A 23,569-nucleotide genomic window follows, 5' to 3' on the forward strand; every position below is an offset into this window, starting at 1 on the left:
CGAATCCACACGAACGGGCGAAATCCCTAATCTCGATCGCTGACCCCAGAACGTACATCTCCCCTGGAAGAAGCGATGAGATCCACGCTGTCCAAGATCGCCGCCGCCCTCACCGCGGGCGCGCTGACGCTGACCCTCGCCGCCTGCGGTGGTTCCGACGCGGGTTCGACCACCCTGCGCGTCGGGACCCTGAGCGACGCCCCGCCGTCGATCTACCTGGAGAACGGCCGGTTCACCGGCTACGACAACGAGTTGCTGCGCGACATCGCGAGCCGTGAGGGTTTCGAGGTCGAGTTCGTCGGCACGGAGTTCTCCAGCCTGCTGGCCGGCGTCGCGACCGGCAAGTTCGACATCGGCAGCTCGACGATCTCCAGCACCGAGGCGCGCAAGAAGACGGTCGCGTTCTCGAACGGCTACAACACCGGCTTCACCACGATCGTGACCGCGAAGGGCGCGAACCTGAAGGCCCCGACGGCGTTCGCGGGCAAGCGCCTCGGCGTCGTCCAGGGGTCGGTGCAGGACGAGTTCGCGGGCAAGACGGCCGGCGCGGAGGTCGTCCGCTTCCCCGACTACAACGCGGGTTTCGCGCAGCTGAAGAACGGCACGCTGGACGGCTGGGTCGTGCCGCAGGACATCGGCCAGAAGTACCTGGACCAGAACCCCGCGGTCCCGCTGGAGCCCGGCTACACGGTCGAGGACAAGGACACGCCATCGGCGTTCGCCGTCGCGAAGAACAACCCCGACCTGCTGAAGAAGCTCAACGACGGACTCGCGAAGGCGATCGCGGACGGCTCGGTCGCCCGCATCTACGGCCAGTTCTACAAGACGACGCCGCTGTCGAAGGAGCTGCAGCAGGGTGGCCCCGGCTTGCTCGTGAAGAACGTGAGTGCGTGACATGAGGAAGCTGATCGTCACCGCGCTGGCTGCCGTCGACGTTCGTGGCTCGGATGGCGCTTTCCCGCATCGAGCCCCGGCGGGCGTACTGATCTCGACAACGAGCGCGACTCCAGGCGCACCAGTCGCGAAACCGCGCTCAGCCGGTCTCCTCGCAGCCTTGGCCTCGCAGTCGTGAGTGCCTTGGCCGACCAGAGCGTGCGAGTCACCGAGGTGAGCATCCAGGCCAAGCAGGGCACGCCGGTCACCGACGAGCAGGGCCTGGCGGGCAAGCGCGTCGCCGTCATCCAGGCGACCGTCGGCGACCACTGGCTGAGCGGCACCGTTCCCACCGCGCAGGCCGTGCGCTTCCCGGACTACGCCGCCGCGCTGACCGCGTTGAAGAGCGGCGCGGTCGACGCGTACGTCCTCGACCAGAGCATCGCGGAGAAGAACGTCACCGACAACCCGGACGCCAAGCTGGTCGTCGTGAAGAGCTTCGTCACTGACGTGCCGCACGGGTTCGCGGTGAAGAAGGGCAACTCCGAGCTGCTCGGCAAGATCGACACCGGGCTCGAGCAGGTGATCTCCGACGGGACCTGGCTTAAGCTGCACCAGCAGTTCCTGCCGACCGTTCCGGTGCCGGCCGGGTTCCAGGGTTAGGAGAAGCATGAAGAAGACACTGGTCACGTTGCTCACCGCGATCTTGCTGGCCGCGCTCACGGCGTGCGGTGGTTCGGACAGCGGTGGCGACAAGACCCTGCGCGTCGGGACGCTGAGCGACTCGAAGCCGAACGCCTACCAGGAGAACGGCAACTACACCGGGTTCGACAACGAGCTGCTGAAGGCCATCGCGGCCAAGGAAGGCCTGAAGCTCGAGTTCGCCGCGACGGAGTTCTCCGCCCTGCTCGGCCAGGTCGCGAACGGCACCTTCGACATCGGCAGCTCGGCGATCTCGCAGACCGACGCCCGCAAGAAGACCGTCGACTTCTCCGCGCCGTACAACTACCAGTCCCTCGGCATCGAGGCCAAGGAGACCGCCGGCATCACCGACGAGAACTCCCTGGCAGGTAAGCGGGTCGGCGTCGTCCAGGGCACGGTCTCGGATTCGTGGCTCGGCACGAACGCGCCGACCGCGCAGGCCGTCCGCTTCCCGAACGACGCCGCCGCCCTCAACGCCCTCAAGACCGGCGCGATCGACGGCGCGGTGTTCGACCAGGCCACGGCCGAGGACTACGCGAAGAACAACGCCGACGCGAAGCTCAAGGTGACCAAGGCGATCACCACGACGATCCCGCACGGGTTCGCGTTCAAGAAGGGCAACACCGACCTGATCAACAAGATCAACGACGGCCTCAAGAAGGTCATCGCGGACGGCACCTGGGTCAAGGTCCACGACCAGTTCGAGCCCACCGCGCCCGTGCCGGCGGAGTTCAAGGCGGGGCAGTAGTCCACAATGGACGATTTCGTCAACACGTTCCTGAACTGGGACTACATCACCCAGGTCCTGCCCGACCTGCTGAAGACCGGCCTGCTCAACACGCTCGTCCTGTCGGTGTCGTCGGCGCTGATCGGCACCGTGCTCGGCATGCTGCTCGCCGTCATGGGCCTGTCCACCAAGCGGTGGCTGCGCTGGCCCGCGCGGATCTACACCGACATCTTCCGCGGGCTGCCGGCCATCCTGACGATCCTCCTGATCGGCCAGGGGCTCGGCACGCTCGCGCGGGACGTCGTCGGCACGAACCCTTACCCGATGGGCATCCTGGCGCTGTCGCTGATCGCGGCGGCCTACATCGGCGAGATCTTCCGGTCCGGCATCCAGAGTGTCGACAAAGGACAGATGGAGGCCAGCCGCGCGCTCGGGATGAGCTACACGAAGTCGATGCTGCTGGTGATCATCCCGCAGGGTGTCCGGCGGGTGCTGCCCGCACTGGTCAACCAGTTCATCGCGCTGGTCAAGGACTCCAGCCTCGTCTACGTGCTCGGCCTGCTGGCCGGGCAGCGCGAGCTGTTCCGGATCGGCCAGGACCTCGCGGCGAACACCGGCAACCTGTCGCCGCTGGTCGCCGCCGGGGTGTTCTTCCTGGTGATCACGGTGCCGCTGACGCACCTGGTGAACTACATCGACAAGAAGCTCCGGACCGGCCGCAAGGTGCGCCCCGACGAACCGGACGAGGGTGACCCGGTGGAGATCGGTCCCGGGGGGAGGGTGAGCACGTGGTGACGACGGCGGTGCGCTCGTCCAGTGTGGAGCTGCGCGACATCCACGTCAGCTTCGGCACGCTGGAAGTCCTGCGCGGGGTCGACCTCAAGGTCGAGAGCGGCAAGACGACCTGCGTGATCGGTCCGTCCGGCTCCGGCAAGTCGACGCTCCTGCGGTGCGTGAACCGCCTGCAGGAGCCGGACTCCGGCGACCTCCTGCTCGACGGCGAGTCCGTGATCCGGTCCGACCCGGACGCGCTGCGCCAGCGCGTCGGCATGGTGTTCCAGCACTTCAACCTCTTCGGCCACCGGAGCGTGCTGGACAACATCGTGCTGCCGCTGCGCAGCGTGAAGGGGATCAGCAAGGAGGAGGCGTCGGCGATCGCCCGCGCGCGGCTGTCGGACGTCGGCCTGGCCGACAAGGCGCCGTACCGGCCGAGCGCGCTCTCGGGCGGTCAGCAGCAGCGCGTCGCGATCGCCAGGGCGCTGGCGATGGACCCCGAGGTGATGCTCTTCGACGAGGCCACCAGCGCGCTCGACCCCGAGCTGGTCAAGGGTGTGCTGAACCTCATGGCGGGCCTGGCCTCGCGGGGACTGACCCTGATCGTCGTGACGCACGAGATGGGCTTCGCGCGCAGCGTCGCCGACGAGGTCGCGTTCATGGACGCGGGGAAGATCGTGGAGCAGGGCCCGCCGGCGCAGCTCTTCGACGAGCCGCAGAGCCCCCGCCTGCAGCGATTCCTGTCACAGGTCCTCTAGAAACGACGCGCTTCTTCGCCGTGCCCGCGGGTAGCCTGCGGGCATGGCGAGGATCGCGCGGCTGACGTACTACCCGGTCAAGGGGTGTGCCGGTACTTCGGTGCCGGTCGCCGAGGTCGGGCCGGCCGGGCTGGCGCACGACCGCGTCTTCCAGGTCGTCGCGCCCGACGGGGACTTCCGCAGCCAGCGTCGCTACCCGATCCTGGCCTCGGTCCGGCCGCGCGTCGACGGCGGCAAGCTCGAACTCGCCGCGCCGGGCGTCGAAGACCTCGTCCTCGACATCCGCCGCGACGGTCCGCGGCACCCTGGCTCGACGTTCTCCTGGCACGGCACCGGCATCCACCAGGGCGACGAAGCCGCCGAGTGGTTCTCGGACCTGCTCGGCCTGCCGTCCGTCCTGATCGGCGTCGCGCCGGACCACGAGCGCGTCACGGGCGGTGAGACACCCGGCACGGCCGCGTTCGCCGACGGGCACGCGCTGCTCGTCGCCGGCGAGTCCTCTTTGGACGGCCTGAACGCGCGCATCCTCGAACGCGGCGGCGAGCCCGTGCCGATGGACCGCTTCCGGCCCAACGTGATCGTGTCCGGCTGGGCCGAGCCGCACACCGAGGACGAAGTCCGCGCGATGACCGTCGGCACCGCGAAGTTCGGCTACGCCAAGCAATGCGTGCGCTGCACGGTGCCGATGGTCGACCAGGAGACGGGGAAGAAGGCGGGCCCCGAGCCGATCCGCACGCTCGCGAGCTACCGGCGGCACCCGGACGGCGGCGTGATCTTCGGGATGAAGGCCGCGGTGCTGCGCCCGGGTCAGGTCGCGGTGGGCGACGAGGTGATCGTGCACTCCTGGGCGGGCCCGAGCCCCAGCACGGCCGCGGCGGAACCGCCGTTGACGGCGACGGCGAGCCGTCCCGCGGAGTCGGTGTAGAGCACGCTCGCGCCGGCGGGCACGTCGGCGAAGGTGCGGCCGACCTCGGTGAGCACCGCGATCCGCTCGCTGTGCACGGAAACCGCGCCGGACAGCCCCGACAGCTCCAGGTCGGCCGGGGTCGCGGCGAGCTGGACGTTGCCGAAGTGGTCGACCGTCAGCACCTCCGACACCAGCTTCCCCGGGAACGCCGCCACGAACGGCTCCGGCAGCTCGACCAGGTCGGTCACGGGAGCGCCGAAGTCGGCCGGCGGGACGCCCAGAGCCAGGTGGGCCGCCGCGGGCGCGAAGACGTCCCGGCCGTGGAACGTCGCCGACGTCACCGGCAGCCGCAATGACGGCTCGGCCAGCTCGTACGCGGCCCGGACCCCGCCCAGCGCCTGCGCGGCGGGCAGCAGGAGGCCGTTGTCCGGCCCGACCAGCAGCCCGCCGTCGGCGACGACGACCACGCCGAGCCGGGCCGTGCCGACGCCCGGGTCGACGACGGCGACGTGCACCGCCTCGGGCAGGAACGGCACCGTCTGGGCCAGCGCCATCGCCCCGTGCCGGACGTCCTGGGGCGGCACCTCGTGCGTGACGTCGAGTACCCGCACGGCGGGCGCCAGCCGCGCGATCACGCCGTGGCAGGCCGCCACGAAGCCGTCGCGCAGGCCGTAGTCGGTCGTCACCGAGATCCAGTCGTACGCCATGCCAGCATCATCCATGGTGGCGGAGGGTGCGCGTTAGGGTTCAGCGCGTGACACCCCTCTCCACCCCCGAGCGAGTCGCCACCGGCAAGGTCCGTGACCTGTACGCCGTGGGCGACGACCAGCTGCTGGTCGTCGCTTCCGACCGCATTTCCGCCTTCGAGCGCGTGTTCCCCACCGACGTCCCGGACAAGGGCCGGGTCCTCACCGCGATGAGCGTGTTCTGGTTCCGCGAGCTGGCCGACGTCCTCCCGAACCACCTGATCGCCCACGACGGGCCCGCCATCCCGGAGGCCTTCCGCGGCCGGGCGCTGCTGGTCGAGCGGCTCCGGATGCTGCCGGTGGAGGCCGTCGTCCGCGGCCACCTCGCCGGCCGCGGGTACGCGGAGTACCGCAAGTCCGGTTCGGTGTGCGGGATCGCGCTGCCGCCCGGGCTGGCCGAGTCCGCGCGGCTGCCGGAGCCGATCTTCACGCCGTCCACCAAGGCACGTCCCGGCGAGATCGACGAACACCTCGACTTCGAGACGTTCGCGACGGTCCTCGGCCGCCCGCTCGCCGAACGGGTCCGCGAGGCGTCGCTCGAGCTGTACCGCCGTGGTGCCGCCCGGGCCGCGGAGCAGGGCCTGCTGCTGGCCGACACGAAGTTCGAGTTCGGTGTCCGGCCGAACGGCGAGCTCGTGCTCGCGGACGAGCTGCTGACCCCGGACTCGGCGCGCTACTGGCTCGCTGACGGCCACCGCCCCGGCCGCCCGCGGCCGTCGTTCGACAAGCAGCACGTGCGCGACTGGCTGGTCGACCCGGCGTCCGGCTGGGACTGCGTGTCCGCGCTGCCGCCGTTGCCGCCCGAGGTGGTGACCGCCACGCGCAAGCGCTACCTCGAGGCATGCCGCCGCATCACCGGGCGTTCCCTGGCAGACTGGCTGCGTGATCCTGCTGATCTGCGGCAGCCTGCGGGCCGGCTCCGGCAATGCGGCGGTGCTGGGGACCGTGGCGACGCTCACCGCGAGCAAGACGTACACCGGTCTCGGCGACCTGCCGCACTTCAACCCGGATGACGACCGCGACCCGCTGCACCCCGAGGTCGCGGCGCTGCGGGCGGCGATCAAGGAGGCGGACGCGATCCTGATCTGCACGCCGGAGTACGCGGGCGGCCTGCCGGGCTCGCTCAAGAACCTCCTGGACTGGACGGTCGGCGGCGGCGAGATCTACGGCAAGCCGGTGGCGTGGATCAACGCGTCGTCGGTGGCGGCGCCGACGGGTGGCCGCGACGCGCACGACTCGCTGCGGAAGGTCCTGGGGTACGCGGGCGCGAAGATCGTCGACGAGGCGTGCGCGCGGATCCCGGTGTCGCGCGCGGACGCCGTCGACGGGCAGGTCGCCAACCCCGACCTGCGCGGGCGGATCGCCGTGGCGGTGCAGCGCCTGCGTGAAGGCGTCTGACCCTTCCGGCAACGGACGCTCGCCCGTCCTGCGCAGTTCATGACGACTTTAGACGCGTACGTCCCAATGGTGGCGTGGAAGCTCGCTTGCTGGTTTCGCTGTCGGGAATCACCCCGCGCACGCTGCACCGGTGCGCCGACCTCACGGCCGAGCTCGACCGCCGCAAAGTCCCGCTCTCGGTGCTGTACGCCGCCCGCACGGGCGGCGGCCCGGTGACGGAGTGGGTGCGCACGCGCGCCCGGACCGGCGATTCCGTGCTGCTGCACGGGTACGACCACACCGTCACGCCCACGCACCGCACGGTGTACCTGGGCAAGAAGGCCGAGTTCGCGACCCTGCCGGCCCACGAGGCCCGGCTGCGGCTGATCGCCGCGAAGGCCGCACTGGACAGCACCGGCCTGGCCGTCGACGGCTTCGCACCGCCGCGCTGGATCGCCTCGTCCGGGACGCTGCAGGCGTTGGCGGAGCACGGGTTCCGCCTCTGCGCGGACCTCGGCGCGGTCCGCGACCTCGTCACGGGCGAGGTACGCCGGGCGCGCGTGAGCGAGTTCACGAGCCAGTCGCAGCGCACGGAAACGGTGCGCTGCTTCGCACTGGTGCTGGCGTCGGCCCGCGCGGCTCGCCGGGGCGGGCTGGTCCGGCTGGGGGTGGACGCCACGGACCTCACCCGCCCCGGCCTCCGCCAGGCCCTCCTCGACGCCGTCGACGTGGCGCTGGAGAACCGGGCGTTCGGAGCCACTTACGGCTCGCTGCGCACGGTCGCGGCCTAGAACTTCGCGGGCTCGGCCCGTTCCAGCACCTTGACCTCGGTGCCCTCCGGCGCGAGGTTGCCGAACAGGCCGTAGTGCAGGGCCGGGTTGGCCAGCACGGCCTCGTGGATCGGCACGGCGACCCGCGGCGCCACGGCCCGCAGGTAGTCGACCGCTTCGCCGGCCTTGAGCCACGGCGCGCCCGTCGGGAGGCCCAGCACGTCGATCTTCTGCTCGGGCACGAAGAACGAGTCGCCGGGGTGGAAGAACGCGCCGTCGTCGAAGACGTAGCCGATGTTCGGGATCACCGGGATGTCCGCGTGGATGACGGCGTGCTCGCCGCCGACCGCCTTGATCGAGGTGTCCCCGACCGCGAACGCGTCGCCCACGTTGGCGATGTCGAACTGGACGCCCAGCTTCTCGACCTCGGGCGCGGAGCCCGGGTCGACGATCAGCTTGGCATCCGGGTTGGCTTCGAGGATCTTCGGCAGCCGCTCGATGTCCAGGTGGTCGAAGTGCTGGTGCGTGACCAGCACGGCGGACAGCTCCCGCTCACCCTCGAACCCGGTGGAGAACGCGCCGGGGTCGATCAGGATCCGCTCGGAGCCGGTCTCCAGCAACAGGCAGGCGTGTCCGAAATGGACGATACGCATCGATGTTCTCCTTCGCAGGTGGTCGATTCCAGCCTAGCCCCGGTTCGTCAGCCGGCGCCGGATGTCGTCGAGGTCGACCGGGCTCACCCCGGCGTCGAGGAGGTACCGCTCGACGTCGAACCCGTCGAGCGTGTCCCGGATCGCGGCCGCGGTCGTCGTGCCCCGCTCCGCGAGGAGAGCCTCGATGCGCGGCCCCTGGTCCTCGGCGCCCATCTCGGCGAACAGCGCTTTCACGGCCTCGGCGGACAGGTCGTAGTCCGCGGCGATCGCGTCGGGGCCGACGCCGGCCAGCGCCAGCAGCAGGAGCGCGACCAGACCGGTCCGGTCCCGCCCGGCACCGCAGTGGAACAGGACGCCGCCGGGCGCGGACCGCGCGATCGCTTCGACGACGGCGGCGCAGCGCTCGGCCTTCCGTTCGAGGAAGACGCGGTAGTAGAGCGGGGTGCCGTTCAGCCGGGCACCGTTGACGTGCCGCCAGAACTCGAGGTCGCCGATGTCGTCGAGGGGAACCTCCACGCGGTCGATGTCCGACGGCGTCGTCACGTCGTCCGCGACGGCGAACTGAGCCGAACCCGCCAGCGCCGTCAAACCGTCGGCCGGCCGGATCTCGTCGGCGTTGCGCAGGTCGATGACGGTCCGGACACCGGCCTCCCGCGCCTGGGCCCACCCGGCGCCGGTCACGAACCGCAGGTCCGCCGCCCTGAAGAAGGCACCGCGGCGGGTCGTGCCGCCCGCGGCGATCGGCAGGCCGCCGAGGTCCCTGGTGTTGTGGAAGCCCTCCCAGGTCACTGCTCTGCTCATGCGTCACAGTCTGCCGGTGAGCAGCGCGTCGCCCAGCTCGGTCCGCCGGTACAGCACCCGGTGACCACGGCGTTCCGACGCCAGCAACCCCGCTCCGCGCAACGCCGTCAGGTGCGCCGAAACCGTCGCCGGCGCCAAGGCGTGCCGCCGGGCCAGCTCGGTCGTCGCCGCCGGGCGGTCGAGGGTGGCCAGCAGCAGCGCCCGCGTCCGGCCGAGGACCTCGACCAGGGGCTCCGGCGGCGCCGCGGACGACGTCCACAGCGAAGCCACCCCGCGGGCCGGGTAGAGCAGCGAGATCTGCCACGGCGGCACCGTCACCACCCCGACGTTCGGCCACGCGAACACCGCCGGGATCAGCAGCAGCCCGCGCGCGTCGATCTCCAGCCGCTCGCGAGCCCGGAGGTCGACCAGGACCGACGTGTCCGACAGCCGCACGCGCGGGTGCAGGCCGGCCAGCATCGACGCGATCCCGCCGGACCCCAGCTGCCGCGTCCGGTAGGCGATGTCCGCTGCCAGCAGTTCGCGCAGACGCGGCCACTCCGGCGCGAGCAGCGCGTTCCACACCGTCTCGAGCTGGTCGGCCAGCAGGTCGCGCGCGGCGGCCGGGTCGGCGGGCAACGCGCTGAGGTCGGCGTCGACCATCCCCAGCTCCAGCGCCACCTGGTGCGGCGGCGTCGCCCGGACCGCTCGCAGCTGCGCCTCCGCCGTCGTCTCCGGACCGTCGGGCGGCGGGCTCAGGAACTCGGTGATGTAGTGCCGCGCGCCCAGGACCGCGGCCAGCTCGGGCACGTCGGGAGCGTCGGAGAGCCACGGCAGGTGCGCCGGGTGCCGCCGGACGCCGAGCAGCGTCTGGACAGCGCCCAGCACCTCCTCCAACGGCGAGATCGCGAAGCGGACGCGTTGCGCGCCGGCTGCCGTCAGGACCAGCTCGATCATCGGTGATTCGCCCTCACCCGAATCAGTGTGCCCTGAGAGAGCCACGGACGAGCGTATGAGCATGTCGTTGTTCACCCATCGCGCCTACTGGCGCTGGTCGGCGGGCGTCCAGTTCGCCCGGCTGCCGGCGACCATGGCGCCGCTCGCGTTCACCCTGCTGACCACCGCGACGACCGGTTCCTACCGGCTCGGCGGCGTGCTGATGTCGGTCTACGTCGCCGCCGAGATGCTCTGCGCGGTCCCGGTCGGGCGGCTGCTCGACCGCGTCGGCCCGGCGCGCGGCCTGCCGGCGCTGCTGCTCCTGACCGCGGCCGGGTTCGCCGCCGTCGCGCTGGCCGCCGACGCACCCGCGCCGGTCCTGGTCGCCGTCGTCCTGCTGCCCGGCATTGCGGGCGGCGCGCTGTCCGGCGGCTTCCGGACGCTGCTCGCGGACACCGTCGACGACGACCTGCTCCCGCGCGCGATCTCCGTCGACGCGATGATCCTGGAAGGTGTGCTCATCGGCGGTCCGGCGCTGGTCGCACTGCTCGACCTGGCCGGCACGTTCGTCCCGGTCGCCGCGATGGCCGTCGCCTGCGTGGTCGCCGCCGCGCTCGTCCCCCGACGCGCGGGTGAGCGCGAACGGGTGGAATCCGGCGCCGACGTCCCGCCCGCGCGGCTCGTCACCTACCTGCCGTGGCTGTGCTGCGCGTTCACGGTCGGGCTGCTGCTGTCGACGATCGAGGTCGCGCCGCTCCCGCTGGTCCAGCGCCTCGGCGCGCCCGAGACGGCCGCGCCGGTCGTGATCGCGGTGCTGAGCGGGGCGAGTATCGCGGGCAGCGCGCTCTACGCGTGGCGCGGCAAGACCGGCGACCCGCGGCTGTTCCTCGCCGGCTTCGTCGCCGGTGGGCTCGCGCTCGCCGCCGACCTCGGCTGGGCCGGGCTGCTCGGGTCGGTGGCGGTGATCGGCGCGTGCACGGGACCGCTGGTGGCCACGACGTCGGTCAACCTGCAGCGCGTGCTGCCGAAGAACCGCAGGTCGGCGGGGTTCTCGCTGAGCTTCACGGTGCAAGCGGCCGGCTTCGGGCTGGGTTCGCTGGCCGTCGGCGTGCTGCCGTTGTGGCTCGCACCGTTGTTCGGTGTCTTTGCCGCGGCGATCGCGGGTGCAATGCTGGTGGCGAAGCCCGCGAGAGCTATTGGCACGATGTCAGTAACGTCGTAACCTGGGCTGACCCGCGACCTCCAGGGAGACGCCGATGACTGCCGTCCAGCCGAAGCCGACGTCGGTCGGCGAGACTTTCGACTCGCTGAGCCCGGCGACCGACGAGGTGGTCGGAACCTACCCCGTGCACGACGCCGAGGACGTCCAGGCGGCCGTCGCGCGAGCGCGTGTGGCGGCGAAGTGGTGGGAGGACCTGGGCTTCGCCGGGCGCGCCGAGCGGCTCCGCGGCTGGAAGGGCGTGCTGACGCGCCGGCTCCCGCAGCTGTGCCAGGTGGTCCGCGACGAGACCGGCAAGCCGATCGCGGACGCGCAGCTCGAGAGCGTCCTGGCCATCGAGCACATCGCGTGGGCGGGCAAGCACGCGAAGAAGATCCTCGGCAAGCAGAAGCGCTCGGCCGGGCTGCTGATGTCGAACCAGGCGGCGACCGTCGAGTACCAGCCGCTGGGCGTGGTCGGCGTGATCGGCCCGTGGAACTACCCGGTGTTCACGCCGCTCGGCTCGATCGCGTACGCGCTCGCGGCCGGCAACGCGGTGGTGTTCAAGCCCAGCGAGTTCACGCCGGGCGTCGGGAAGTGGCTGGTCGACGCGTTCGCCGAGATCGTGCCGGAGCAGCCGGTGCTGCAGCTGATCACGGGCTTCGGCGAGACGGGCGCGGCGCTGGTCGGCGCGGGCGTGAACAAGATCGCGTTCACCGGCTCGACGGCGACGGGCAAGCGGATCATGGCCGCGGCGGCCGAGACGCTGACCCCGGTGGTCATCGAGGCGGGTGGCAAGGACCCGGTCCTGGTCGACGCGGACGCCGACCTGGACGCGGCCGCCGACGCGACGGTCTGGGGCGCGTTCTCGAACTCGGGCCAGACCTGCATCGGCGTCGAGCGGGTGTACGTCCACGAGAAGGTCCACGACGAGTTCGTCGCAAAGGTCGTCGAGAAGTCGAAGGACGTCCGCGCGGGCTCGGACGAGGCGGCGCAGTACGGCCCGGTGACGATGCCATCCCAGCTGGGCGTGATCAAGAGGCACATCCAGGACGCACTGGCTCGCGGCGGCAAAGCAGTACTGGGCGGGGAGGAAGCGGTCGGCGACCGGTACGCGCAGCCGACGGTCCTGATCGACGTCCCGGAGGACTCCGAAGCGGTGACGGAGGAGACGTTCGGCCCGACGGTGACGATCGCGAAGGTCCGCGACATGGACGAAGCGGTCGAGAAGGCGAACAACACGAAGTACGGCCTGGGATCGACGGTGTTTTCGAAGTCCCGCGGCGTGGAGCTGGCGGAGAAGCTGCGCACGGGAATGACATCGATCAACGCACCGCTGTCGTTCGCGGGCATCGCATCCCTGCCATTCGGCGGCGTGGGCGACTCGGGCTTCGGCCGCATCCACGGCCCGGAGGGCCTACGCGAGTTCGCCCGCACGAAGGCGATCGCACGTCAGCGTTTCACGGCCCCGTTGACGCTGACATCGTTCAGCCGCAAGCCTTCGACGGACGCGATGGTGGCCAAGCTGGTGACGATTCTGCACGGCAAGCGCTGAGGCGTTGCGGGGCTGTGGACAAGTCGCGTCCGCAGCCCCGGAACTGTCAGTGCCCGCCGGTAAACTGGATACCGGGGGCCGAGGGCCGCCCTCCCCATCGGCCGAACAGGTGAACTGCCGCTTCGGCCTCAACGATCTCCTCGCGCGAGGCGTGTGCGCCGGTGCCACCCGGACCGGCACCGAAGTCGCCAGCACGACGAGGAGCACCGCCACCTTCGAATAGAAGTCCTTCAACTTCGCACTCAGCACACCCGATCTGGTCGGCGGCTTCGACCGCATCAAGATGCAGATCTGCCTGACGGGCGGCGTCCGGTGCAGCCTCCCCGTGCACGCACATCGCGACGGCGTGGCCGAACAGCTCGTCGCCAGGCCGACCTGACCAGTGGGAGGTCCGGCGAACCGGACCTCCCACTCAAGCCTTGATCAGCGCGTCCACCGCGCTGTAGAACATGCCGAGCCCGTCGTCCGACGGCCCGGTCAGCGCGTCGATCGCGTGCTCCGGGTGCGGCATCAGGCCGACCACCCGGCCGTTCTCGCTCCGGATCCCCGCGATGTCGTTGCGCGACCCGTTCGGGTTCCCGCCGACGTAACGGAAAACAACCCGGCCCTCGGCTTCGAGAGAATCCAAAGTGGACTGCTCGGCCACGTAGCACCCGTCGATGTTCTTCATCGGGATGAGGATCTCGGCGCCGGCCTCGTACCGCGACGTCCACGCCGTCTCGGTGTTCTCCACCCGCAGCCACTGGTCGCGGCAGATGAAGTGCAGGCCCTGGTTGCGGATCATCGCGCCGGGCAGCAGCCCCGCCTCGCACAGGATCTGGAACCCGTTGCAGATGCCGAGCACCGGCATGCCCGCGCGCGCCGCCTCGATCACCGGCGTCATCACCGGCGCGAACCGGGCGATCACGCCCGCGCGCAGGTAGTCGCCGTACGAGAAACCGCCCGGCACGACCACCGCGTCGACGTCGTGGAGGTTCTCGTCCGCGTGCCACAGGGGCACCGCCTCCGCGTCGGCGTAGCGGACCGCGCGGGCCGCGTCACCGTCGTCGAGCGTGCCCGGGAACGTGATGACGCCGATGCGCGCGCTCACGCGCCGACCCGGGTGATCGTCCACTGCTCGATGACCGGGTTCGCGAGGAAGCCCTCGGCGATCTTCTCGAGCGTCGCGTCGTCGACCGTGTCGTCGACCTCGATCTCGAAGTGCTTGCCCTGGCGGATCTCCTTGATCCCGGTGAAGCCGAGACGGCCGGCGGCGCCGAGCGCGGCCTGTCCCTGCGGGTCGAGGATTTCGGGCTTCGGCATGACGTCGACGACAACTCGGGCCACGGCAGGCTGCTCCTTATTCACGCAGGTCGTGGGTACCCCGCGAGCATAGTTCACCCAGTTCGGCGGGCTGCGGGGGCCGCCGGGAAAACTAGACTGGCCGACGGCGCGCCGCTGCGCCATGATGAGTCGTTGACATCGCGCCAACAGCTGTGGAGGCACCGTGGACTCCTACGACTACGTGATCGTCGGCGCCGGGAGCGCCGGGTGCGTGCTGGCGAACCGGCTCACCGAAGATCCGTCGGCCCAGGTCTTGCTGCTCGAAGCGGGCGCGGAGGACACGGCGGACGAAATCCACATTCCCGCCGCGTTCCCCAACCTGTTCAAGACCAAGTGGGACTGGAACTACGAGACGGTCGAGCAGAAGCACACCGGCAAGCCCGCGTACTGGCCGCGCGGCAAGGTGCTCGGCGGCTGCTCGTCGATCAACGCGATGATCTACATCCGCGGCAACCGCGCCGACTACGACGGCTGGCGCGATTCCCACGGCGCCGAAGGCTGGGGCTGGGACGACGTCCTCCCGTACTTCAAGCGCGCCGAGGGCAACCAGCGGCTCGACGGTCCGCTGCACGGCACCGACGGCCCGCTGAACGTCGAGGACCGCCGGTTCACCCACGAGCTGTCGAGCGCGTGGGTCGACTCGGCCGTCGCGTGGGGCCTCAAGCGCACCGACGACTTCAACGGCGAGAGCCAGGAAGGCGCCGGCGTCTACCAGGTGACCTGTAAGAAGGGCCGCCGCTGGTCCACCGCCGACGCGTACCTGCGGCCCGCTTTGGAGCGGCCGAACCTCACCGTGAAGACGTGCGCACCCGCGACCCGCGTCGTCTTCGAGGGCACGCGCGCGATCGGCGTGTCCTATTTGGACAACGGCGTCGAGACCACCGCGCGCGCGTCGACCGAGGTCATCTTGAGTGGCGGCGCGGTGAACTCGCCGCAGCTGCTGATGGTTTCCGGCGTCGGCCCGGCCGAGCACCTGCGCGAGCACGGCATCGACGTCGTCGCGGCGCTGCCGGGCGTCGGCGAGAACCTCCATGACCACCCGGCGTGCGGGATCATCTGGTCGACGCGGGGCACGACCGACCTGGTCGACGCGGCCACGCCGCGCGGGCTCGTCCGCTACCAGCTGACGAAGCGCGGGCCGCTGACGTCGAACATCGGCGAGGCGGGCGCGTTCTTCCCGACCACCGAAGGACTGCCGGCGCCGGACATGCAGATCCACGTCGCGCCGACGTTGTTCTACGACAACGGAATGCGCGAGCCGACGGTCCCCGGCTTCACATCGGCGGCGACACTGGTGGACGTCGCGAGCCGCGGCCGGCTGCGGCTGAAGTCGTCGAACCCGTCGTGGAAACCGGAAATCGACCCGGCGTACTACGCGGAGTCGTCGGACATGGACAAGATGGTCGCCGGACTGCGGGCGCTGATCGAAATCGGCCGCTCCGGCCCGTTGAAGCGGTTCCTGGACAAGCCGTTCCTGCCTGCGCGGCACGATTTGAGCGACTCCGAGCTGGCGGAGCACATTCGGGAGAACACGCAGACGCTTTATCACCCGGTCGGGACGTGTTCGATCGGGTCGGTGGTCGACCCGCAGCTGAAGGTGCAGGGGGTCGACGGGCTGCGGGTGGTCGATGCTTCGGTGATGCCGGTGGTGCCGCGCGGGAACACGAACGCGCCGACGATCATGGTGGCGGAGAAGGCGGCGGACCTCATTCGGGGGCGGTGAGGGCGGGCCGCGGACGTGAGTTGTCCACAGGTCAGCTCTTGCTCTGATCGTTCGAAAGCCACTTCTCCGGCCGGACCCGCACCAGCACCGACCGCTCACCCAACGCCGACTCGACGTAAGCCTCCGCCTGGTCAGCGGCCAAGTACCGCCCCGCGATCCGCAGCGCCTGCTCGCGCGTCGGGGGCTCGTCGTTCGCCACCACCGGGCCCTCCGCCGTCACGTACTTGTACGGCGGGTTCTCGTCCTGCACCGCCAAGCTCAACCGCCCAGCCGCCCGGATCGACCTGTCCTTGACCGTGTCGCGTTCCATCCAGATCAGCAGCTCGCCGCCCGGCGAATAGTCGTACCAAACCGGGACCGCCAGTGGTGCCCGGCCGGCGCGCTCCACCGCCAGCACCCCCACGTGCACCCCGCTCAGAAACGCCTCGCGCTCGGCTGCGGTCATGACGAAAGACATGGCACTCCCCGGGTAGAAGATCTCCTACCCGGGGAGCAACACGTCGCGAACTCCGGACATTCCGGACTACGAAGCCGCCGCCACCAGACGCGCGTACGAACCGCCGGCCGCCAGCAGCGCCGAGTGCGAGCCCAGCTCCGTGATCCGGCCGCCCTCGACCACCGCCACCCGGTCGGCCGCCGCCGCCGTGTGCAGGCGGTGGGCGATCGCGATCACCGTGCGCCCGGAAAGCACGCTGGTGAGCGAGCGTTCCAGGTCGCGCGCCGAACCCGTGTCCAGCAGCGACGTCGCCTCGTCCAGCACCAGCGTGTGCGGGTCCGCCAGGACCACGCGGGCCAGCGCCAGCTGCTGCGCGATCGCCGCCGGCACCGGGTGCTCGCCCGAGCCCAGCTTCGTGTCGAGCCCGGACGGCAGCGTCGCGACCCAGTCCGACGCGCCCGCCGAGGCCAGGGCCGCCAGCAGCTCGTCGTCCGTCCAGTCGCCACCCGCCCGGCGGGCCGGCAGCGCCAGGTTCTGCCGCAGCGTCCCCGAGAACACGTGGTGCTCCTGGGTCAGCAGCAGGACCTCGCCGCGCAGGACGTCGTCGGCCAGCGACGAGACGTCCTGGCCGCCGATCCGGACCGAGCCCGACGACGGCGCCGCGATGCCCGCCAGCAGCCGGCCGAGCGTCGACTTGCCCGCGCCGGACGGCCCGACGATCGCCAGCCGCTCGCCGCGCGGGACACGCAGGTCGATGCCGTGCAGCACCTCGCGGTCGGCCGTGTAGGCGAACCGGACGTCGTGCACGTCGATGTCGCGTCCGCGCGGCACCTCCGTCACCTTCGGCGACTCCTCGCGGGACACCGAGTGGATGCCCAGGATCCGGCGCGCCGCGGCCGCCGCGACCTGCAGGTCCTCCAGCCAGAACAGCGCTTCGTTCAGCGGGGCCGACATCGCCTGCACGTACAGCAGCATCGTGGTGATCTCGCCGAGCCCGGCCCAGCCGCGCGTGTACGCGAGCAGTCCGAGCGGCAGCATCACCGCCAGCGGCAGCACGTAGCTGATCTCCAGCGACGGCAGCCACCGCAGCTGCAGCGCCCGCATCCGCCGCTCGCCGAGGATGCTCTGGTCCAGCGCGCCGTGCGCCGCGTCGACGCGCCGCTCGGTCAGCCCGAGCGCCTCGACCGTGCGCGCGCCCTCCGCCGTCTCGTGGACGCTGGTGGTCAGGTCCGCCCACCGGTCGAGCATCCACTGCATCAGTGACGGGATCCGCCGCTGGTACCAGACGTTGACGCTCACCAGCAGCGGAACCGCGATCAGCAGGCCCAGCGAGAGCAGCGGCGACGTCACGACCATCGCGACGACCGTGAACACCACGGTCACCGCCGCGATCAGGATCTCCGGCGCCGCGAACCGCGCCGCGTGGTCGATCCGGCCGAGGTCGGTGGTGGCGCGGCTGAGCAGGTCGCCGGTGCCGGCCGCCTCGACCGTGCCGAGCGGCAGCCGCAGCGCCGTCCCGACGAACTCCTCGCGCGTCTCGGCCAGCACCAGCTCGCCGAACACCGCGCCGCGCATCCGCGCGATCTTCCGCGCCACCGCCTGCAGGATCAGGATCCCGACGAACACCGCCGCCAGCAGGTCGACGCCGGCCGTCGTCGCGCCGGCCGCGACGTCGTCGACCAGCGTGCCGAGCAGCTGCGGCCCGGCCAGCCCGATCAGCGTCGCCACGGCCAGCGAGCCCAGCAGCAGGCCGAACTCGCGCTTGTGGTTCACCGCCGTGCTCATCGCCCAGCGCCGGACGTCCCGCCGGGACGCCGTGGGGAGCCGCTTCACACCGTCACCACCTTTGCCGTGAAGACCTCGTCGGCCACATGTGTCCACAGTGGACTTTGACTGAACACCACCGTCGTCTTGCCGCGGCGCAGGGCCGCGACGCGCTCGGTGATGCGTGCCTCCGTGTGCGCGTCGACCGCGGACGTCGGCTCGTCCAGCACCAGCACGTCGGCGTCGACCGCCAGTGCGCGGGCCAGGTTCAGCCGCTGCCGCTGGCCGCCGGACACCTCGCGCCCGCGCTCGCCGATCACCTCGTCGACGCCGTCGGGCAGCGCCTCGACGATGTCGTCGGCGTCGGCCGCGTACAGCGCTTCGGTGATCCCGACGCCACTCGGCCGCGCCGGCGCCAGCTGCTCGCGCAGCACGCCCGAGAACCAGATGTCCTGGTTGTGCGCGTAGACGACCCGCCGCCGCAGCTCCGCGAGCGCGACGCGGTCCGCCCGGACGCCGCCGACCAGCACCTCTTCACCCTCGGCCGGGTCGGCGAACCGCGCCAGCCGGTCGGCCACCGCTTCGCCGTCGGCGCCGAAGTCGACGACCGTCAGCCGCCCGGCCGCGACCCGCACGCCGGACTCGGTGTCGACCAGCTCCAGCGGTCCCGCGGGCAGCCGGACCGGCGTCTCCGGGTCGGCCAGCTTCGGGCTGATCGCCAGCAGCGCCACGACCTTTCGCGAGGCGACCAGGCCGGACGTGATCGCGCCGACCGCCTCGGTCGCGGCGGTGACCGGCCAGACGAGGAACGCCGAGACGCCGTAGAACGCCACGAGCTGCCCGATGCCGATCTCCCCGGCCACGGCCAGCCGCGCGCCCAGCCAGGTGATCACCACGGTGACCAGGCCGGGCATCGCGATCTCCGCCGCGGCCAGCCACGCCTCGGCCCGGCCGACGTCGATGCCGGCCAGCCGCACCCGCTGGCTCGTCTCGCGGAAGCGGCTGAAGAACCGCCGCTCGCCGCCGATGCCGCGCAGGATCCGCAGGCCGGACACGATGTCCGCGCCGAGCGCGTTGACGTCGCCACGCTTCTCGCGTTGCTTCGCCTTGCGCTTCTGCAGCGGCGCCAGCAGCGGCCCGATGCCCAGCACCGCGACCGGCACGCCGACCAGCGCGACCACGCCGAGCAGCGGAGACGTCGAGATCAGCCACACGGCGACCACGACGAACGCGAGCAGCGAGCCGAACGCCCGGCCGGTCATCTCGACGGTGTTGCCGATGTGGTTGATGTCGGTCGTGGAGATCGCGACGAGGTTGCCGGTGGTCGTCTTCTCGCGCAGGCCGGCGCCGACGCGCGTGGTGTGCGCGGACACGGCGCGCTGCGTCGAGCCCGCGCCGTGCAGCCACAGGCCGTAGTTGAGGAAGTGGAGCCAGGTCCCGGTGAGCGTCTGCACCACCCCGAGCAGGGCGGCGGCCAGCGCCCAGCGCCAGACGGCGGCACCGTCGTGCGCGCTGACGGCGCCGATGCCCTGGCCGATCACCAGCGGCACCAGCGCACCGGGCAGCGCCCAGACGACACCGAGCGCGGCGGCGCCCAGCACCGTGCCGAGCCGGGCCCGGAACACGGCGAGCAGGAAGCGGCTCGCGCTCGGCCGCGCGGGCAGCCGCAGCGGCGGAAAGGGATACGTGGCGGAAAGCACGATTCCCGACGGTAAGCCGCCGACCAGCGTAAGGCGACCGATTTTCCGGCGCCCCCACGCTCCGGCCCGCGGGGGTCCCTATGTGGTTGTCAAGCCGCAGCGGGAGCGGGTTCGGGGTGGCGGTAGTGGGTGCCGTTGCGCAGCATCGCGTAGAGGACGTCGCAGCGTCGGCGGGCCAGACAGATGAGGGCGGCGTTGCGCTTCTTCCCCTCGGCCCTCTTCCTGTCGTAGTAGGCACTGCTGGTCGGTCGGACAACGCGGCGAACGCGGCCAGGAAGAACGCGCGTTTGAGCTGGCGGTCGCCGGTCCGAGCGGGGTGCTCGCCCTTGATGCTGGTGCCGGAGCTGGGCGGCGCGCGGCCGGTGTTGTGGTGGGTTGGCGGGGTGTCACGTCCCCGGTGGGCGCGGTCGTCGGCGTCGTGGGGGACTAGTACCCGGTGCAGCGTAAATGGCGGCCGGCCTCAACAACGTCACGGCGAGACCGCCGGGTCCGGTTCCCGCGGTGAAGCATCCGATCGGGTGAACCGGCCGGTTCCGCCTCAACGGCCCGCCGGCGTGGAGCGTGACCGTGCGGGTGCCCGGACCGCGGGCGCCGTCGACGAGGCCCGAACCACAGGAAAGAGAAATTCACGTGGGAACCATGAAGAACGTCGCCCGGACGTCGTTGGCCGTCGGCGGAGCCGTCGCCACGGTGATGGCGTTGACCGGCACCGCGTCAGCGGTCGCGGCACCCCGCAACGGTGTCTGTGACCTGGGCGAGTTCTGCCTGTACTGGGGGAACGGCCTGACCGGCTCGGTGTCCGACTTCAACGGCTCGATCAGCGACTACGGGAGCACTCAGCCGACCTGCTACGAATTCAAGGGCCCCGGCCTCGGCAAGGGTCAGTGCATCCGGAACAACGCCTTGTCGGTGAAGAACAACACGACCGGACACACCATCTTCCTCTACTTCGCCGACAGCCACTTCACCCTGACCGTCGGGCAGCAGCTCAACATCAACAACCGGGACACCTCGCACACCTTCGTCCGCAACTAGGCGGCCCGCCGGATCCGCGGGGATCACGGTTCGACGCCCCCAGGCGAGGGTGCCCGACTGGGTGGCGGTGGCCAGGTCGGTGAACGACGCTGCCGTGCGGTAGCTGTAGTCGTCGGCCTGGTTGAACGCGGACCAGTCGGCTTTGGTCACCCGGACCTGGACCTCGCCGGTGAGTAGCGCGCGGGGCGCCGGAGGCGCTCGGGCCGGCGGCGCCGGGGGCCGGCCTGCTCGGCGGCCCCCGGGGCAGGGCTTGTGCTCGGTGGGGACGTGACAGTTTGCTTTTCAGGTAACGGTGGGGACCCCCGGTTTCGACGTTACTCGCGGGGGCCGACAGTTCCGGGCCGGCGTCCGCGAGTTGTGCACAGGCGCGGCTCGCGATGTCGGCTCGCTCACACCCGCCGGCGCGCGGCCGGATTCGGCGGGCCCACCGTCCGGAGTGCCCGGGTGCGCCCCGTATCCTGGCGGCCGTGGCGAACCCTGACACGGACACCGTGACCAGCACCGTTGACACCACCGAGCGCGCCGGGGCGACCCCGGACCACAGTCAGCCCTACCGCGAGCTGGGTCTCGCCGACGACGAGTACGCCCGCATCCGGGAAATCCTCGGCCGCCGGCCCACCGACGCCGAGCTGGCCATGTACTCGGTGATGTGGAGCGAGCACTGCTCCTACAAGTCGTCGAAGAAGCACCTGCGCTACTTCGGGGAGACCGCCACCGACGAGATGAAGGCCAAGATGCTGGCCGGCATCGGCGAGAACGCGGGCGTCGTCGACATCGGCGAGGGCTGGGCGGTCACCTTCAAGGTGGAGAGCCACAACCACCCGTCCTATGTGGAGCCGTACCAGGGCGCCGCGACCGGCGTCGGCGGCATCGTCCGCGACATCATGGCCATGGGCGCGCGGCCGCTGGCGGTCTCGGACGCGCTGCGCTTCGGCCCGGCCGACGCCCCCGACACCAAGCGCGTGCTGCCCGGCGTCGTCGCCGGCGTCGGTGGCTACGGCAACTGCCTCGGCCTGCCGAACATCGGCGGTGAGCTGGTGTTCGACCCGTCCTACTCCGGAAACCCGCTGGTCAACGCCCTGTGCGTCGGCGCGATGCGCGTCGAGGACCTGCACCTGGCCTTCGCGTCCGGCACCGGCAACAAGATCATCCTGTTCGGCGCGCGCACCGGTCTCGACGGCATCGGCGGCGTTTCCGTCCTGGCGAGTGACACCTTTTCGGGTGATGAGTCGGCGTCCGGCCGCAAGAAGCTGCCGAGCGTCCAGGTCGGCGACCCGTTCACCGAGAAGGTGCTCATCGAGTGCTGCCTCGAGCTGTTCGCGCAGAAGCTGGTCGTCGGCATCCAGGACCTCGGCGGCGCCGGCCTGTCCTGCGCGACGTCCGAGCTGGCCGCGGCCGGCGACGGCGGCATGCACGTCTACCTCGACCGCGTTCCGTTGCGCGCCACCGGGATGACCCCCGCCGAGGTGCTCTCCAGCGAGTCGCAGGAGCGGATGTGCGCGGTCGTCTCGCCGGAGAACGTCGAGGCGTTCATGGCGGTCTGCCGCAAGTGGGACGTCATCGCCACCGACATCGGCGAGGTCACCGACGGCGAGCACCTCGTGATCACCTGGAACGACGAGGTCGTCGTCGACGTCCCGGCGCACACCGTGGCGCACCAGGGCCCGGTGTACGACCGGCCGATCGAGCGTCCGTCCACACAGGACGCGCTGATCGCGGACACCTCTTCGAAGCTGCCGCGTCCGTCCACTCCGGACGAACTGCGCGCGGATGTGCTGCGGTTGATCGCGTCGCCCAACCAGGCGTCGAAGGAATGGGTGACGTCGCAGTACGACCGCTACGTGCGGGGTAACTCCGTGCTGTCGCAGCCGTCCGACTCGGGCATGATCCGGATCGACGAGTCGAGTGGCCGCGGCGTCTCGGTGGCGACGGACTGCAACAGCAAGTTCGTCTACCTCGACCCGTACCGCGGCGCGCAGCTGGCGCTGGCGGAGGCGTACCGCAACGTGGCGACGGGCGGCGCGACGCCGGTGGCGGTGTCGGACTGCCTGAACTTCGGCGCGCCGACCGACCCGGGCGTGATGTGGCAGTTCGAGCAGGCCGTGCACGGCATCGCGGACGGTTGCGTCGAGCTGGGCATCCCGGTGACCGGCGGCAACGTGAGCTTCTTCAACCAGACGGGCTCGACGGCGATCCTGCCGACGCCGGTGATCGGCGTCCTCGGCGTGATCGACGACGTGACCCGCCGCATCCCGACGGGCATCGGCGCGGAGGCCGGCGAAACCCTGCTGCTGCTGGGCGAAACGCACGACGAGCTGGACGGTTCGGCGTGGGCCCGCGAGCTCCACGGCCACCTCGGCGGCGTCCCCCCGCGCGTGGACCTGGCGCGCGAGAAGCTCCTGGGCGAGATCCTGGTGGCGGGCTCCCGCGACGGAATGATCTCGGCGGCGCACGACCTTTCGGACGGCGGCCTGATCCAGACGCTGGTCGAGACCGTCCTGATCGGACAGTGCGGCGCCCGCGTGTTCCTCGACGCGGAGCAGGACCCGTTCGTCCAGCTGTTCTCCGAGTCGGCGGGCCGCGTGCTGGTGGCGGTCCCGCGCACGGAGGAGCTCCGCTTCACGGAGATGTGCACGGCGCGCGGGTTGCCGTGGCGCAAGACCGGCGTGGTGGACCCGGAGTCGGGAACGCTGGAGCTCCAGGACATCACGGAGTTCACGCTCGACGAGCTGCGCGAAACCTGGGAGAAGACCCTCCCGGCCCTGTTCGGCTGACCTGTGGACACGTGACCGGAGGGCACCGCGAACTGTCGGTGCCCTCCGCTAGCGTGGA

22 protein-coding genes and 2 pseudogenes are annotated in these 23,569 nt (G+C 71.1%); 14 read left to right on the forward strand and 10 right to left on the reverse strand.

The genetic code is table 11. The features are described from left to right. Positions 1-75: 75 nt before the first annotated feature. The 6 genes and pseudogenes from ACZ7OU_RS07885 to ACZ7OU_RS07910 all read left to right on the forward strand — a co-directional run bounded on the left by ACZ7OU_RS07885 (position 76) and on the right by ACZ7OU_RS07910 (position 4,759). Positions 76-894: an ABC transporter substrate-binding protein gene (locus tag ACZ7OU_RS07885; RefSeq protein WP_470254587.1), complete on the forward strand. Its 819-nt coding sequence runs from the start codon at positions 76-78 to the stop codon at positions 892-894. A 213-nt stretch (positions 895-1,107) separates the two neighbouring features. Further along, a pseudogene (locus ACZ7OU_RS07890) lies at positions 1,108-1,536 on the forward strand (substrate-binding periplasmic protein); the annotation flags it as partial. Positions 1,537-1,543: 7 nt separating this feature from the next. Next, entirely contained in the window at positions 1,544-2,323 is a 780-nt protein-coding gene (locus ACZ7OU_RS07895; RefSeq protein ID WP_470254588.1) for an ABC transporter substrate-binding protein, read from the forward strand. 6 nt (positions 2,324-2,329) lie between these two features. Further along, positions 2,330-3,097, forward strand: a complete 768-nt coding sequence (locus ACZ7OU_RS07900) for an amino acid ABC transporter permease (RefSeq protein ID WP_470254589.1) — start codon at positions 2,330-2,332, stop codon at positions 3,095-3,097. Then, the gene (locus ACZ7OU_RS07905; RefSeq protein WP_470240810.1) at positions 3,094-3,834 is read left to right on the forward strand and encodes an amino acid ABC transporter ATP-binding protein; all 741 of its coding nucleotides are present in this window, start codon (positions 3,094-3,096) and stop codon (positions 3,832-3,834) included. The genes ACZ7OU_RS07900 and ACZ7OU_RS07905 overlap by 4 nt, the downstream gene beginning before the upstream one ends. A 43-nt stretch (positions 3,835-3,877) precedes the next feature. Then, on the forward strand, positions 3,878-4,759 hold the full coding sequence (locus ACZ7OU_RS07910) for an MOSC domain-containing protein (protein ID WP_470240422.1): 882 nt from the start codon (positions 3,878-3,880) through the stop codon (positions 4,757-4,759). Here the strand turns inward: ACZ7OU_RS07910 and ACZ7OU_RS07915 are convergent. Then, positions 4,642-5,448, reverse strand: coding sequence for an SAM hydrolase/SAM-dependent halogenase family protein (locus ACZ7OU_RS07915; protein WP_470240811.1), 807 nt, complete (start codon positions 5,446-5,448; stop codon positions 4,642-4,644). The two genes, ACZ7OU_RS07910 and ACZ7OU_RS07915, sit on opposite strands and share 118 nt — an antisense overlap. A 47-nt stretch (positions 5,449-5,495) precedes the next feature. Between ACZ7OU_RS07915 and ACZ7OU_RS07920 the strand changes: the two genes are divergently transcribed. The 3 genes from ACZ7OU_RS07920 to ACZ7OU_RS07930 all read left to right on the forward strand — a co-directional run bounded on the left by ACZ7OU_RS07920 (position 5,496) and on the right by ACZ7OU_RS07930 (position 7,655). After that, on the forward strand, positions 5,496-6,500 hold the full coding sequence (locus ACZ7OU_RS07920) for a phosphoribosylaminoimidazolesuccinocarboxamide synthase (protein ID WP_470254590.1): 1,005 nt from the start codon (positions 5,496-5,498) through the stop codon (positions 6,498-6,500). Next, positions 6,421-6,885 carry an NADPH-dependent FMN reductase gene (locus ACZ7OU_RS07925; protein ID WP_470254591.1) on the forward strand — a complete coding sequence of 155 codons (465 nt, stop codon included), beginning with the start codon at positions 6,421-6,423 and terminating at the stop codon, positions 6,883-6,885. Before ACZ7OU_RS07920 ends, ACZ7OU_RS07925 begins: the two co-directional genes overlap by 80 nt. A 74-nt stretch (positions 6,886-6,959) precedes the next feature. Next, entirely contained in the window at positions 6,960-7,655 is a 696-nt protein-coding gene (locus ACZ7OU_RS07930) for a DUF2334 domain-containing protein (protein ID WP_470254592.1), read from the forward strand. Here ACZ7OU_RS07930 and ACZ7OU_RS07935 read toward each other — a convergent pair. From ACZ7OU_RS07935 to ACZ7OU_RS07945, 3 genes are read right to left on the reverse strand one after another with little or no spacing between them, the layout of a single operon-like run. Beyond that, a complete protein-coding gene (locus ACZ7OU_RS07935; RefSeq protein ID WP_470254593.1) occupies positions 7,652-8,287 on the reverse strand; it encodes an MBL fold metallo-hydrolase in 636 nt (211 codons plus the stop codon). The two genes, ACZ7OU_RS07930 and ACZ7OU_RS07935, sit on opposite strands and share 4 nt — an antisense overlap. 33 nt (positions 8,288-8,320) lie before the next feature. Next, positions 8,321-9,088 (reverse strand): tyrosine-protein phosphatase, encoded by a 768-nt coding sequence (locus ACZ7OU_RS07940; protein WP_470254594.1) that lies wholly within the window; start codon positions 9,086-9,088, stop codon positions 8,321-8,323. Between the two features lie 3 nt (positions 9,089-9,091). After that, a complete protein-coding gene (locus ACZ7OU_RS07945) occupies positions 9,092-10,024 on the reverse strand; it encodes an ArsR/SmtB family transcription factor (protein WP_470254595.1) in 933 nt (310 codons plus the stop codon). 61 nt (positions 10,025-10,085) lie between these two features. Between ACZ7OU_RS07945 and ACZ7OU_RS07950 the strand changes: the two genes are divergently transcribed. Further along, positions 10,086-11,225 (forward strand): MFS transporter, encoded by a 1,140-nt coding sequence (locus tag ACZ7OU_RS07950; RefSeq protein ID WP_470254596.1) that lies wholly within the window; start codon positions 10,086-10,088, stop codon positions 11,223-11,225. Positions 11,226-11,259: 34 nt separating this feature from the next. Then, on the forward strand, positions 11,260-12,756 hold the full coding sequence (locus ACZ7OU_RS07955; protein WP_470240430.1) for an aldehyde dehydrogenase family protein: 1,497 nt from the start codon (positions 11,260-11,262) through the stop codon (positions 12,754-12,756). Positions 12,757-13,168: 412 nt separating this feature from the next. On the opposite strand, the gene purQ is transcribed toward ACZ7OU_RS07955, so the two are convergent. Beyond that, positions 13,169-13,846: a phosphoribosylformylglycinamidine synthase subunit PurQ gene (gene purQ / locus ACZ7OU_RS07960; RefSeq protein ID WP_470240431.1), complete on the reverse strand. Its 678-nt coding sequence runs from the start codon at positions 13,844-13,846 to the stop codon at positions 13,169-13,171. Continuing rightward, entirely contained in the window at positions 13,843-14,082 is a 240-nt protein-coding gene (gene purS, locus ACZ7OU_RS07965; protein WP_364610540.1) for a phosphoribosylformylglycinamidine synthase subunit PurS, read from the reverse strand. Before purS ends, purQ begins: the two co-directional genes overlap by 4 nt. Positions 14,083-14,242: 160 nt before the next feature. Between purS and ACZ7OU_RS07970 the strand changes: the two genes are divergently transcribed. Further along, positions 14,243-15,802 (forward strand): GMC family oxidoreductase, encoded by a 1,560-nt coding sequence (locus ACZ7OU_RS07970; protein WP_470254597.1) that lies wholly within the window; start codon positions 14,243-14,245, stop codon positions 15,800-15,802. A gap of 31 nt (positions 15,803-15,833) precedes the next feature. Here ACZ7OU_RS07970 and ACZ7OU_RS07975 read toward each other — a convergent pair whose 3' ends face one another. The 4 genes and pseudogenes from ACZ7OU_RS07975 to ACZ7OU_RS07990 form a co-directional block, all read right to left on the reverse strand. Beyond that, positions 15,834-16,259, reverse strand: a complete 426-nt coding sequence (locus tag ACZ7OU_RS07975) for a TIGR03618 family F420-dependent PPOX class oxidoreductase (RefSeq protein ID WP_470240433.1) — start codon at positions 16,257-16,259, stop codon at positions 15,834-15,836. Positions 16,260-16,325: 66 nt separating this feature from the next. After that, the gene (locus ACZ7OU_RS07980) at positions 16,326-18,071 is read right to left on the reverse strand and encodes an ABC transporter ATP-binding protein (protein WP_470240434.1); all 1,746 of its coding nucleotides are present in this window, start codon (positions 18,069-18,071) and stop codon (positions 16,326-16,328) included. Then, the gene (locus ACZ7OU_RS07985) at positions 18,068-19,702 is read right to left on the reverse strand and encodes an ABC transporter ATP-binding protein (protein ID WP_470254598.1); all 1,635 of its coding nucleotides are present in this window, start codon (positions 19,700-19,702) and stop codon (positions 18,068-18,070) included. Before ACZ7OU_RS07985 ends, ACZ7OU_RS07980 begins: the two co-directional genes overlap by 4 nt. Positions 19,703-19,791: 89 nt before the next feature. Further along, positions 19,792-20,063 (reverse strand): annotated as a pseudogene (locus tag ACZ7OU_RS07990) (IS110 family transposase); the annotation flags it as partial. A 278-nt stretch (positions 20,064-20,341) separates the two neighbouring features. On the opposite strand from ACZ7OU_RS07990, the gene ACZ7OU_RS07995 reads away from it, so the two are divergent. Together ACZ7OU_RS07995 and purL are read left to right on the forward strand one after the other, a co-directional pair. Next, positions 20,342-20,737 (forward strand): peptidase inhibitor family I36 protein, encoded by a 396-nt coding sequence (locus tag ACZ7OU_RS07995; RefSeq protein WP_470240436.1) that lies wholly within the window; start codon positions 20,342-20,344, stop codon positions 20,735-20,737. Between the two features lie 491 nt (positions 20,738-21,228). Beyond that, positions 21,229-23,511, forward strand: coding sequence for a phosphoribosylformylglycinamidine synthase subunit PurL (purL, locus tag ACZ7OU_RS08000; protein ID WP_470240812.1), 2,283 nt, complete (start codon positions 21,229-21,231; stop codon positions 23,509-23,511). The last annotated feature ends 58 nt before the right edge of the window (positions 23,512-23,569 follow it).

The organism is Amycolatopsis sp. NPDC114505 (assembly GCF_055633615.1).